This window comes from Salinisphaera sp. (assembly GCF_035690525.1).
Classification (GTDB): Bacteria; Pseudomonadota; Gammaproteobacteria; order Nevskiales; family Salinisphaeraceae; genus Salinisphaera.
The window spans coordinates 1-11,732 of record NZ_DASSKM010000014.1 but is presented as its reverse complement, the minus strand read 5'-3'; the positions used below and the strand labels follow the sequence as shown (position 1 = coordinate 11,732).

The window sequence follows — 11,732 nt, the reverse complement described above, 5'->3', positions numbered from 1 at the left end:
ACGAGCAGGCCGGGCGTATCCGCCGCGCCGTGCGCGACGCGATGGCCGATGGCGATCGCACCACGCCCGATCTGGGCGGCGAAGGCTCCACCCAGGGCTTTGCCGACGCGATCGTCGAACGGCTGTAGCGCGCTAGGCTAGCCAGAGCCGCGCTCAAATCGTTCGTGCGTAGCCGAGCGTCACCCGCGGCCGGCCGGCCAGGTCGGGTATCGTTTCTATCTTCATGAGACCGGCGGCGCGAAACAGTCGGCGGACATCCGCGCCCTGGGTGTGTCCGTGCTCGACCATCAGCGGCGCACCGGGGTACAGATGACGTGCGGCGCCCGCGGCCAGAGATTGGATATCGGCCAGGCCGTGATCGGCCGCGACCAGCGCGTGGCGCGGCTCATGGCGCAGGGCGGGGTGGTCGAGGTGCGGGTCCGCCGGGTCGATGTAGGGCGGGTTCGACACGATCGCATCGAAGCGCAATGCATCGCCGAGCGGCTCGAACCAGGAACCCAGTACGAAAGCCACGTTCGCCAGTTTCAGCCGCGTTGCATTGGCCCGGGCGCAGGCGAGCGCGCCGGTGTGGGCGTCGCTGGCCAGAACCCGCCAGTTCGGCCGGGCATGGGCGAGCGCCAGCGCAATGGCGCCGCTGCCGGTGCCGAGATCCGCGATATGCAAGCCGGCATCCGCCGGCAGCCGGGCCAGCACGGCCTCGACCAGCGTCTCGGTATCGGGCCGCGGCACGAGCACCTCGGGCGTGATCTCGAGTTCCAGTTCGTGAAAACCGATCCGGCCGACGATATAAGCCAGCGGCTCGCCCGCGAGCCGGCGCGCCACCGCGTTTTCGATGTGCGCGACGAGACCGGCATCGACCGGCCGGCGCGCCTCGATCACCAGCCGGGCGCCGGTCAGCCCGGCAATCGCCTGTAGCAGACGGCGTGCTTCGAGTTCCGGGCTGTCGCTGACCGCGGCCAGGCGGATCGCGGTGTCCCGGCGCAGCGTTTCTAGGGCAATAGACCCTGGGCTCTGTGAGTCGTTCATCGGGCCTCTGTAGGGCGCGATCAGGCCGCGCCCATCTCGGCCAGTAAGTCGGCCTGATGCTCGCTGGTCAGCGCGTCGATGATTTCATCCAGGTCGCCGGCGATCACGCTCTCCAGCTTGTAGAGCGTCAGGTTGATCCGGTGATCGGTCACCCGGCCCTGCGGAAAGTTGTAGGTGCGGATGCGCTCGGAACGATCGCCGCTGCCGACCAGGCGCTTGCGTGTCGCGGCTTGTTCGCTGGTCTGCTTGTCCTGTTCGGCGGTCATCAACTTGGTCTGCAAAAGGCTCATGGCGCGGGCCCGGTTCTTGTGCTGGGAGCGCTCTTGCTGGCATTCGACCACCATTCCGGTCGGCAGATGCGTGATCCGGATTGCCGAATCGGTCTTGTTGACGTGCTGGCCGCCGGCGCCGGCGGCGCGGAAAGTATCCACGCGCAGATCGTTCGGGTCGATCTTGATCTCTTGAATCTGGTCCATCTCCGGCAGCACGGCGACGGTGCAGGCCGAGGTATGAATCCGCCCCTGGGATTCGGTGGCCGGGACCCGCTGGACCCGGTGCGCGCCGGATTCGAATTTCAGCCGCGAGAAGGCGCCGGCGCCGATCAGCCGCGAGATGACTTCCTTGTAGCCGCCGTGCTCGCCGTGCGATTCCGACAGGATCTCGACCTGCCAGCCCTGTTTCTCGGCATAGGTCGCGTACATGCGCATGAGATCGCCGGCGAACAGCGCGGCCTCGTCGCCGCCGGTGCCGGCCCGGATCTCCAGATACAAATTGGCGTTGTCGTTGGGATCTTTGGGGATTAGGTGCCGGCGCAGCTCGACCTCGAGACCCGCGATGCGCTCGCGGGCCGCGGCGAGTTCGGCTTCGGCCATGTCGCGCAGTTCGGCCTCGCCGGCGTCCGGGTTTTGATTGGCCATGTCCTCGAGATCGGCGATTTCGGCGCCCAGCTCGCGCCAGGCGCGATAGTCGGCGGCCAGCGACTCGAGCTGGGCGTACTCCTGCGACATGCGGCGGAACTTGTCCTGATCGCCGATGACATCGGGATCGGACAGCGAGTGCGCCAGATCCTCTTGGCGTTCCACCAGTTCCTCGAGTTTCGCGCGCAGAGAATCCTTCATAGACAGGCCTTCATGATTGGTGACTATCCGGTTTATCGGCCGGATTCGTGGGCTCGGCGTCGTCGTCGCTCAAGCCGAACAATTCGCGCGCCGGGCCGAGCAGGCGTTGTTGACGGGCGCCCGCCGCCTTGCGCAGCACCGCGCTCGGTTCGTGCATGAGTGTGTTGGTCAGCCGCCGAGAGACGAATTCCAGCACCGCGTCGGCGTTCTCGCCGCGCGCCAGCCGGCGTCGGGCCTGAACCATGATCTTGGCGCGATGTTGCTCGGCGGTGTCGCGCATGGCTCGGATTGTAGCGGTTGCCTGGCGCGAGTCGACCCATTCCAGATATTCGTCGATGCGCGACTCGATGATCTCGTCCGCGCGTTCGGCGGCGGCCGCGCGCGATCGCTTGCTGTCTTCGATCACGCTTTGTAGGTCGTCGACCGAATACAGATAGATATCCTCGAACCGGGCCGACGCCGGCTCGATATCGCGCGGTACCGCCAGATCGAGCACGAACATGGGCTTTCGCCGGCGCTGTCTTAGCGCCGCCTTGAGATCGGCGGCGTGCACCAAATAGTCCGGCGCGGCGGTCGAGGAGATCAGCAGATCGGCCTCGGCCAGATGCAGCGGCAAATCGGCCAATGCGATCGCATAGCCATGATAGCGCGTGGCCAGTTCCTGCGCCTTGTCCAGGCTGCGATTGGCGAAGATCATACGCGATACGCCGATTTCCGCCAGATAGCGCGCGGTCAGTTCGATAGTCTCGCCGGCGCCGATCATCATCGCCGAGGAGGCGGCGACATCGGTAAAAATCTGGCGCGCCAGCGAGACCCCGGCGTAGGCCACCGATACCGGGTTGGCGCCGATGTCGGTACCGCTGCGCACCGCCTTGGCCACGGTGAAGCTGTGCTCGAACAAACGCGTGAGCAACGGCCCGGCGCCGCGCGCCGCCTGGGCGGAACGATACGCGTCCTTCATCTGTCCGAGGATTTGTGGCTCCCCGACAATCAGCGAATCCAGACCCGAAGCGACGCGCAGGCTATGGCGCACGACCTCGCGTCCGTGATGGACATAGAAGCAGTCCGACAGCTTCTCGGCATCCAACCCGCGCTGACGGCACAGCCATTCGCGCAGGCCGCTGTCGTCGACATGGCCGGCCGCATCGCCCACGACCGCGTACAACTCGGTACGATTGCAGGTCGAAAGTATGGCGCCTTCGCGGACTTGCGGCAGACGCAGAAAATCATTCAACGCGCTGGCCAACTGCGCCGCCGGGAACGCGACCACTTCGCGTATCGATAGCGGAGCGGTATGGTGATTGAGGCCCACGGTCAGCAGCGACATGGGCTTATTCTACCGATCGATCGATAGTTCTGGGGTATTCATATGACAAAGTCTGGGTGCGCAAACTATCGAGATCGCGCGCTTGCGATGGCCGCGGTCGGGCTGGCGAGCGTACTCGGATTCGTTGTCTTTGACACGCCGGCCCGGGCGGCCGCCGACGATACGCGCGGCGCGCCGGTGCAAAGCATCGACGAATTGGCCAGCGCGCCCGAGGCCGATCGCGATTATCACATCATGCTGGGCGAACTGGCGCTGCTCCACGGCGATGCCGACAAGGCGGCACAGGCCTACGTCGAGGTGCTCGCGCATTCGCATGATCCGGCGCTGGCCCAGCGCGCCACCCGGATCGCGCTGGCCGCCGGCCGCGAAGATCTGGCGTATCAGGCCGCGCAGACATGGGCCCGCGCCGCGCCGAAGGATGTCCAGGCCCAGCGCGCCGCGGTGCGACTGGCCTTCGTGAACGCGGACAGCCAGGGCGTGCAGAGATTTGCGCCGGGCCTCGTCGCCAGCGCGGATTCGGTGCGCGACGGTTACGAGATGCTCTCCGAGATTCTGAGCGGCCGCCCGGACCAGGCCGACATGGCGCTCGACGCGATGCGCCGGCTGGCCTCGGCGCACCCCGATCGGGCCGCGGCCCAGTATGCATTGGGCCGGTTGGCGCTGAACTACAACCGCGTCGACGAGGCCGCCCGGGCCGCCGATCGGGCCGTGGCCGCCGCGCCGGATTGGGACGAGGCGAGCCTGCTGCGCGCCGCGCTCGAGGTGCGCCAGGGCAAACCCAAAGCCGCGAGCAAGCGCGTCGATGCGCTCGAGGGCAGTGCGCGCCAACGGGCCGAATACCACGTGGCCCTGGCGCGCATGCTGCTTGCCGCCGGCAACGACGCGGCCGGTCTGGCGGCCGCGAAAAAAGCGGTCGCGATCGATGGCGACTTCGCACAGGCCCGTTACGGCCTCGGTCTCGTGGCGTTGTCGCAGGGCGATCTCGCGACCGCCGCCGCCCAGTTCGAACATCTATACAAGGCGGGCGCCCGCGCCGACGATGCCGCTTTTTATCGCGGCGTCGTCGCCGAGCAGAAAAACCAAGACGCGAACGCGATCGATTGGTACAAGAAAGTCGACGACGGCGACCACCGGCTCGAAGCACGCGTGCGCATCGCGCAGCTCACCTATCGGCAGGGCGATCTCGAGGGCGCGCGCCGGCAGTTGCATGCGCTGGCCGAGCGGCACCCGGACCAGAGCGACAAGCTGCGCGCGGTCGAAGGCGGCCTGCTGGTCGATGCGGGCCAACTGAAAGCGGCGCTGGCGGTCTACGACAAGGCGCTCGAGGACGCGCCCGACAGCAGCGATTTGCGCTATGCGCGTTCGCTGGTCTACGAAAAGCTCGGCCGGATCGACGATGCCGAGGCCGATCTGAAGCACATTCTGTCCCAGGACGCCGACAACCCGGAAGCGCTCAACGCGCTGGGTTACATGCTGACCAATCACAGCACCGACTACGCGCGCGCCGAACGCTATATCCGCAAGTCGTTGGCCGCCGCTCCGGGCAATCCGGCGGTACTCGACAGCCTGGGCTGGGTGGAATACAAACGTGGCCATCTCGATGCCGCGCGCGAGCATCTGGAAAAGGCCTACCAAGGTAGCCCCGATCCGGAGATTGCCGCCCATCTCGGTGAGGTGCGCTGGAAGCAGGGCGATCACGACGCCGCACGCGAGATATGGCATAAAGCGCAGGCCCAGCACCCGGACAACGCGGTGCTCGAGCGGACCATCAAACGGCTGACATCATGAACAAACTGCTATTCGCGCTGACCGGGCTCGCGCTGCTCGGCGGCTGTGCGATCATCCATAAACCCGCCCCCAGCGAAGCCGGCATCGCCAATCCGGAAGCTTGGCAGGCGCGCCGGGACACGCTGCGCGATTTCTCCGACTGGTCACTGCAGGGCCGGGTCGCCACCGGCCAACTGTTGGGCTGGACCGGCAATCTGAGCTGGCGCGAACGGGCGCCGAAATTCGACGTGCGCGTGTCCGGTCCGCTCGGCGCCGGCGGCATGCGCGCGCACGGCACGCTTGATCGCGTGGTCATCGATACCGACGACGGCCAGCATTTCGTCACCACCGACCCGGACACGCTGGTCAAAAAGGCGCTCGGCTGGTCATTCCCGCTGGAGCCGCTGAGCTATTGGGCCAAGGGGCTGCCGGCGCCGGGGGGTTACGCGCGCATTTCGGTCGATGATCAGGGCCGGCTGCGCTCGCTCACCCAGCGCGGCTGGACCGTCTCTTATCTCGATTACAGTACCCCGGCCGGCGCCCCCGCATCGCTGCCCCGGCGCGTGGTGCTCGACAACGGCGAGACCCGCATCCGGCTGGTCGTGGACCGCTGGTTCGATCTCGGCGGCGCGGCCGGCGACGCCGGCGCGGGCTGACGCGGCGCCGCGATGGCCTCGGGTACGACCGCCGCCACGAGCGCGCCGGCACGCGGCGGCGCGGCGCGTCTGGCCGGCATGAGTTGGTCGCATTTCGTCAACGACGGGGCGGCCAATTTCCTGCCCGGCGTTCTGCCCGCGATTTTGATCGGTCTGGATCTGCCGGTCACGCTAGCCGGTACGCTGATGGCCGCGCTGCTGATCGGGCAGGGGCTGCAGCCGTTCGTCGGGCTGCTCGGCGATCGCATCGGCGGGCGAGCCTTGACGCTGCTCGGCCTGCTCGGGTCATCGATCGGCGCCGGGCTCGTGGGGCTGGCGTCCACGCCGGCGACATTGATCGCGGTGCTGGTGTTGATCGGCGTCGCCAACGCCATGTTTCATCCCCAGGCGCTGGCCGGGGTGCGTCAACTGGCCGCGACCCGTCAGGGGCTGGCGATGTCGGTGTTTCTGGTCGGCGGCGAGATCGGGCGCGGCGTATGGCCGGTGTTGGCCGGATTGTGCGTGTCGTGGGGCGGATTGCGATGGCTGACGCTGCTGGCGCTGCCGGGCCTGGCGAGCATGTTGGTGCTGGCGCGCTGCGCGCCCGCGCTCGCCCCGCGCGCCGCCGACGCCGAACCGATCGTCTGGCGCAAGCATTTCGGCGGCTTGGCGCGGCTGGTCATGTTCTGCGCGCTGCGCGCGTTCGTGACCTTTGCCGCGGTGACGGTATTGCCGCTGATGTGGGCGGCCGGCGGCGGCTCGCTCACGGTCGGGGCCAGTCTGATCACCGTGCTGTTGGTGGTGGGCGTGATCGGCAATCTCGCCGGCGGCTGGCTGGCCGACCGGCTCGGCTCGCGCGTCATGCTGATCGGCGCCATGCTGGCCAGCGCGTTGTGCGCGGCCGGGCTGGCCGTGGTTCACGGGCCGGCGCTGTGGCTGCTCACCGCCGTGCTCGGCATCGTATTGTTCGCCACGCTGCCGCTCACCATCCTGATCGGTCAGGATCTGTTGCCGGAGAATCGCTCGTTCGGCTCGGGCCTTGCGCTGGGCCTGGCCAATGCGCTCGGCGCGCTGGCCGTGATCGGTATCGGGCCGGTCATCCACGCCGCCGGCGCGGCGGCGGGCTTTTGGCTGGCGGCCGGCGCTGCGCTCGCGGCGGCGGTGCTGGGCGCCTGGGTGCCACGGCGAGGCAACGCGCATTGATGCGCGCCGCCCGGCGCACGCTCGATTGACAGGGGTGAGTCTGGAAAAGAGAATACCGGCCTGTTAAGTCGGCGGTGACTTGCATACTGAAGTCATTGCTGCAATTCGATTGGGGCGTAGCCAAGCGGTAAGGCATCGGGTTTTGATCCCGTGATTCGCAGGTTCGAATCCTGCCGCCCCAGCCATTAACATCGTCCGCGCAAGCGGACACAGCGGGGGCTCAGGATGAGAACCTTGAGGTTCGACGGGTTCGCGACAGCGAATCCGAAGCGTGGAGCGAAGCGACGCGGGCCCGAAGGGTGAGGATGCGCAAGCATCCGAATAATCCTGCCGCCCCAGCCATTCCTGGCCATTTCTGACAAAACGGCAGCTATCCATGGCCGACTCCCGATTGATGGTCTTTACCGGCAACGCCAATCCGGCGCTGGCCCGGGATGTGGCCGGCTATCTCAGACTACCGATGGGCAAGGCCAGCGTGGGGCGTTTCTCGGACGGCGAATGCCAGGTCGAGATCGAGGAGAATGTCCGCGGGCGCGATGTGTTCGTGGTGCAGTCGACCTGCCAGCCGACCAACGACACGCTCATGGAATTGCTGATGATGATCGATGCCCTGCATCGCGCCTCGGCCGGGCGTATCACCGCGGTCGTGCCGTATTTCGGTTATGCCCGCCAGGATCGGCGCCCGCGCTCGGCGCGCGTCCCGATCTCGGCCAAAGTGGCGGCCAGCCTGTTGGGCGCCGTCGGCACCGACCGCGCGCTCACGGTCGACTTGCACGCCGACCAGATTCAGGGCTTTTTCGATATGCCGGTGGACAACATCTATGCCTCGCCGGTCCTGCTCGGAGATATCTGGCGCCAGAAGGAGCGCAGCGACAACCTGATCGTGGTCTCGCCCGACGTCGGCGGCGTGGTGCGCGCGCGCGCGCTGGCCAAACGGCTGGACGAAGCGGACCTGGCGATCATCGACAAGCGCCGGCCCAAGGCCAACGAAGCCAAGATCATGAACATCATCGGCGACGTGGCGGGCAAGAGCTGCATCATGATCGACGATCTAGTGGACACCGCGGGCACGCTGTGCCAGGCCGCCGATGCGCTAAAAGCTCAGGGCGCAACCAAAGTGCGCGCCTATGTAACCCACCCGGTGCTTTCGGGCAAGGCGGTGGAGAACATCCGTAATTCCGAGCTCGACGAACTGGTGGTCACCGACACGATTCCGCTGTCGGACGAGGCCTCGGTCTGTCCGAGAATCCGGCAGCTGCATATCGCGCCGTTACTGGCGGAAACGATTCGGCGCGTGTCCGCCGAGGAATCGGTGTCGACGCTGTACGTCGACTAAGGGCGGAACCAATGGCGGCGATCGCGCGAGCGCCGGGCAATTTCGCCGCGCGGCTCGTGCAATCGGCGCCGAAGCGCGTATACTACGCGGTCTTTTAACCGTGGCGGAGCAATTTTCCGCCATTCGATCATCGACTGTAACCGGCCGCAACCCAACGCCAGCGGCCAGACAAGCTAGCTGGAGCGAATCGATATGGAAGCTTTCGAGCTCAACGCGGAAAAACGCAATGCCACCGGCCGGGCCGAAAACAAGCGCCTGCGCAAGACGGGTCGCGTGCCGGCCATCATCTATGGCGGCAACGGCGATCCGGTGATGCTGTCGCTCGAGCACAACGATCTTGTCCATCACCTGGACAACGAAGCGTTCTTCTCGCACATCATCAAGATCAACGTCGCCGGCGGCCAAGCCGAGGAAGCGGTGCTGCGCGATCTGCAGCGCCACCCGGCCAAGCCGTTCGTCGAGCACGCCGATTTTCTGCGTATCGTCGCCGGCGAAGCGCTGCGCATGAGCGTGCCGCTGCACTTCGCGGGTGAAGAAGAGTGCCCGGGCGTCGTGGACGAGGACGGCGTCATTCAGCACAACATGAACGATGTCGAGATCGAATGCCTGCCGCGCAATCTGCCGGAGTACATCGAGGTCGACTGCCGCAATCTGCATCTGCATGACGCCGTGCATCTGTCCGAACTGATGCTGCCGGAGGGCGTGCAGCTCGTCGATCTGATGGGCGACGAGGAAGAGCAGAACGATCTGACCGTGGTCTCCGTCCAGGTGCCGCGCGCCGCGGTCGAGATGGAAGCCGAGGAAGAGGCCGAGGCCGAAGCCGCGGCGGCCGAGGAGGCCGCGGCCGGTGAGGGCGATGCCGAGGATGCCGGGGACGAAGGCAAGGAAGAGGGCGACGCGGACGATAACTGATCGTGGTCCGGCGGCTGCCACGGCACATCGAATAGCCGATGAGTGAACGCATCCGTGTGCTCGTGGCCCTGGGCAATCCCGGGCCCGACCATGCCCGCGACCGGCACAACGCCGGTTTCTGGCTGGCGGACCGTCTGGCCGAGCGCTGGCGCCTGAACTTCTCCGCCGAGAAAAAGTTCAAGGGCGATCTCGCCCGCTTGATGCACGGCGGCGAGACGCTCTGGCTGCTCAAGCCGATGACCTATATGAACGCCAGCGGCCAGGCGATCCAGCCGCTGACCGCGTTCCACAAGATCGAGCCGGACGAGGTGCTGGTCGTGCACGACGAGCTCGATCTGCCGCCCGGCACGGCGCGGCTCAAGGACGGCGGCGGCCACGGCGGCCATAACGGCCTGCGCGATAGCCATCGGGTCATCGGGCCCGGCTATCGGCGTTTGCGTATCGGTATCGGCCACCCCGGCCACGCCTCGCGCGTGCTGTCGCATGTGCTCGGCGCGCCCTCGGCCGACGATCGGGCCGCCATCGAGGCGGCCATCGAAGCCGGCGCCGACGCGATCGAGACGATTCTTGAATCCGGCTGGAACCGCGGCGCCCAGCAGCTCAATTCCCGAAAGTAAGCGCGTCGCGAAGCGGCGCGCGCCACGAGGTGGAACCCTATGGCGCTTCAGATCGGCATCGTCGGCCTGCCCAACGTAGGCAAGTCGACCCTGTTCAACGCCCTGACCGCGGCCGAAATTCCGGCCGAGAACTATCCTTTCTGCACGATCGATCCGAATGTCGGCGTGGTCACCGTGCCCGATCCGCGCCTGGACCGGCTGGCCGCGATTGTCGCGCCGGAAAAAGTATTGTCCACGGCGATCGAGTTCGTCGACATCGCCGGCCTGGTCGCGGGCGCGTCCACCGGCGAGGGATTGGGCAATCAGTTCCTGGCCAACATTCGCGAGACCGATGCGATCCTGCATGTCGTGCGCTGTTTCGAGGATGACGACGTCATGCACGTCGCCGGCCGCCTCGATCCGATCTCGGACATCGAGATCATCGACACCGAGCTGGCGCTGGCCGATCTGGCGACCATGACCCGAGCGCTGGATCGTGTCGCCAAGGCGGCCAAGTCGGGCGACAAGACGACCAAGCGCCAGGCCGAGGTGTATGCGCGCGTACGCGATCATCTGGACACCGGCTTGCCGGTGCGCGCGTTGGCTTTGTCCGAGAACGACCGGGCGCTGCTGCGCGACCTGCATCTGATCACCGCCAAGCCGGCGTTGTTCGTGGCCAACGTCGACGAGGACGGGTTCGAGAACAACCCGTTGCTCGATCGCGTGCGCGCGCACGCCGAGGCACAGAACGCGCTGGTGGTGCCGGTGTGCGCGGCGCTGGAAGGCGAACTGGCGCAGCTCGACGGCGACGACCGGATCGAATTCCTAACCGATCTCGGCCTCGAGGAGCCGGGCCTGAACCGTGTGATCCGCGCCGGCTATGCGCTGCTGGGCCTGCAGACGTTCTTCACCGCCGGCCCGAAGGAGGTACGCGCCTGGACCGTGCGCTCGGGCTCGACGGCGCCCCAGGCGGCGGGCGTGATCCACACGGACTTCGAGCGCGGCTTTATCCGCGCCGAGGTGATCGGCTACGACGAATACATCGAACTCGGCGGCGAAAAGGGCGCCCGCGAGGCCGGGCGCCAGCGTCTGGAAGGCAAGGACTATCGCATGGCCGAAGGCGACGTCGTGCACTTTCGTTTCAACGTCTAGAGCCTGTGGCCGTTTCACACAATGTCGCGGCGACGGGATGCGGCCAGAACGGGAATACGGCCAGAACTCGAACGGCTGTACGAGTCAAATACATCGGTAACATGTTTGTCCACATACATGGGTTACACCTGTATGGAGCAATAGGTCTGCGGTTCGGCCGTCCTCAGACAGCTGACCGCACCGGCGCAGTGCGCCGGGCACCCGTCGCCACTGTGCGTCTCCGTCGCCGTGTAACGGGGCTGAATACAGGCACGACCTGCCGAACTGATGTCTGTATTGGTTCCCTTGGGCGCAGCGCCGAGCAGTGGAGGCCGAAAGAGGAAAAGACAGCCGTGTGTCTGAGTGCCGCGTAGCGGCGCGAGTTTCGCGGCTGTCCCTCTTGCGGCCGGAGCCGCGCAGGGTACCGATGCGTAGCATCGGCGCAAGACAGGGTGTCTTTTCCTTTGCTTCCTTTCGTTTGGACAAGCAAACGAAGGGGAGTCGCGCAGCAGCGCGAAACATCGAGTTTCGTCGAACTGGTGAGTGCTTTTGAGCAAGGCGGTCAGGCCCCTCCACCCAGTATCATGCATCAGGGTGGATTCGACTTTGGTTTCGCTCTGATGTGCGTGTTCCTTCTTTTGCTTGCCCTAAAGAAGGAACCAAGAAAAAGGCACCCGACAC

The 11,732-nt window shown here is 66.4% G+C and carries 10 protein-coding genes and 1 tRNA gene; 8 read left to right on the top strand and 3 right to left on the bottom strand.

The window, feature by feature from the left end:
• Positions 1-153: 153 nt before the first annotated feature.
• From prmC to hemA, 3 genes are read right to left on the bottom strand one after another with little or no spacing between them, the layout of a single operon-like run.
• Entirely contained in the window at positions 154-1,026 is an 873-nt protein-coding gene (gene prmC, locus VFJ08_RS00930; RefSeq protein WP_324994205.1) for a peptide chain release factor N(5)-glutamine methyltransferase, read from the bottom strand.
• Positions 1,027-1,046: 20 nt separating this feature from the next.
• Entirely contained in the window at positions 1,047-2,144 is a 1,098-nt protein-coding gene (gene prfA / locus VFJ08_RS00925; protein ID WP_324994203.1) for a peptide chain release factor 1, read from the bottom strand.
• A gap of 10 nt (positions 2,145-2,154) precedes the next feature.
• Positions 2,155-3,471 carry a glutamyl-tRNA reductase gene (gene hemA, locus VFJ08_RS00920; RefSeq protein ID WP_324994201.1) on the bottom strand — a complete coding sequence of 439 codons (1,317 nt, stop codon included), beginning with the start codon at positions 3,469-3,471 and terminating at the stop codon, positions 2,155-2,157.
• 87 nt (positions 3,472-3,558) lie between these two features.
• Here hemA and VFJ08_RS00915 point away from each other — a divergent pair, with 87 nt between their 5' ends.
• The 8 genes from VFJ08_RS00915 to ychF all read left to right on the top strand — a co-directional run bounded on the left by VFJ08_RS00915 (position 3,559) and on the right by ychF (position 11,072).
• The gene (locus tag VFJ08_RS00915) at positions 3,559-5,259 is read left to right on the top strand and encodes a tetratricopeptide repeat protein (RefSeq protein ID WP_324994199.1); all 1,701 of its coding nucleotides are present in this window, start codon (positions 3,559-3,561) and stop codon (positions 5,257-5,259) included.
• Entirely contained in the window at positions 5,256-5,894 is a 639-nt protein-coding gene (gene lolB, locus VFJ08_RS00910) for a lipoprotein insertase outer membrane protein LolB (RefSeq protein WP_324994197.1), read from the top strand. Before VFJ08_RS00915 ends, lolB begins: the two co-directional genes overlap by 4 nt.
• Before the next feature lie 12 nt (positions 5,895-5,906).
• Entirely contained in the window at positions 5,907-7,076 is a 1,170-nt protein-coding gene (locus VFJ08_RS00905; RefSeq protein WP_324994195.1) for an MFS transporter, read from the top strand.
• Between the two features lie 110 nt (positions 7,077-7,186).
• A tRNA-Gln gene (locus VFJ08_RS00900) sits at positions 7,187-7,261 on the top strand.
• Between the two features lie 191 nt (positions 7,262-7,452).
• Positions 7,453-8,412, top strand: coding sequence for a ribose-phosphate diphosphokinase (locus VFJ08_RS00895; RefSeq protein ID WP_324994193.1), 960 nt, complete (start codon positions 7,453-7,455; stop codon positions 8,410-8,412).
• Between the two features lie 192 nt (positions 8,413-8,604).
• On the top strand, positions 8,605-9,324 hold the full coding sequence (locus VFJ08_RS00890) for a 50S ribosomal protein L25/general stress protein Ctc (protein WP_324994191.1): 720 nt from the start codon (positions 8,605-8,607) through the stop codon (positions 9,322-9,324).
• A 38-nt stretch (positions 9,325-9,362) separates the two neighbouring features.
• Positions 9,363-9,941: an aminoacyl-tRNA hydrolase gene (gene pth / locus VFJ08_RS00885; RefSeq protein WP_324994190.1), complete on the top strand. Its 579-nt coding sequence runs from the start codon at positions 9,363-9,365 to the stop codon at positions 9,939-9,941.
• A gap of 39 nt (positions 9,942-9,980) precedes the next feature.
• The gene (gene ychF / locus VFJ08_RS00880) at positions 9,981-11,072 is read left to right on the top strand and encodes a redox-regulated ATPase YchF (RefSeq protein WP_324994188.1); all 1,092 of its coding nucleotides are present in this window, start codon (positions 9,981-9,983) and stop codon (positions 11,070-11,072) included.
• Positions 11,073-11,732: the final 660 nt, after the last annotated feature.

Coding starts and splice junctions, on each gene's coding strand:
- prmC (WP_324994205.1), bottom strand. CDS start 1,026: ATGAACGACTCACAGAGCCCAGGGTCTATTGCCCTAGAAACGCTGCGC.
- prfA (WP_324994203.1), bottom strand. CDS start 2,144: ATGAAGGATTCTCTGCGCGCGAAACTCGAGGAACTGGTGGAACGCCAA.
- hemA (WP_324994201.1), bottom strand. CDS start 3,471: ATGTCGCTGCTGACCGTGGGCCTCAATCACCATACCGCTCCGCTATCG.
- VFJ08_RS00915 (WP_324994199.1), top strand. CDS start 3,559: ATGGCCGCGGTCGGGCTGGCGAGCGTACTCGGATTCGTTGTCTTTGAC.
- lolB (WP_324994197.1), top strand. CDS start 5,256: ATGAACAAACTGCTATTCGCGCTGACCGGGCTCGCGCTGCTCGGCGGC.
- VFJ08_RS00905 (WP_324994195.1), top strand. CDS start 5,907: ATGGCCTCGGGTACGACCGCCGCCACGAGCGCGCCGGCACGCGGCGGC.
- VFJ08_RS00895 (WP_324994193.1), top strand. CDS start 7,453: ATGGCCGACTCCCGATTGATGGTCTTTACCGGCAACGCCAATCCGGCG.
- VFJ08_RS00890 (WP_324994191.1), top strand. CDS start 8,605: ATGGAAGCTTTCGAGCTCAACGCGGAAAAACGCAATGCCACCGGCCGG.
- pth (WP_324994190.1), top strand. CDS start 9,363: ATGAGTGAACGCATCCGTGTGCTCGTGGCCCTGGGCAATCCCGGGCCC.
- ychF (WP_324994188.1), top strand. CDS start 9,981: ATGGCGCTTCAGATCGGCATCGTCGGCCTGCCCAACGTAGGCAAGTCG.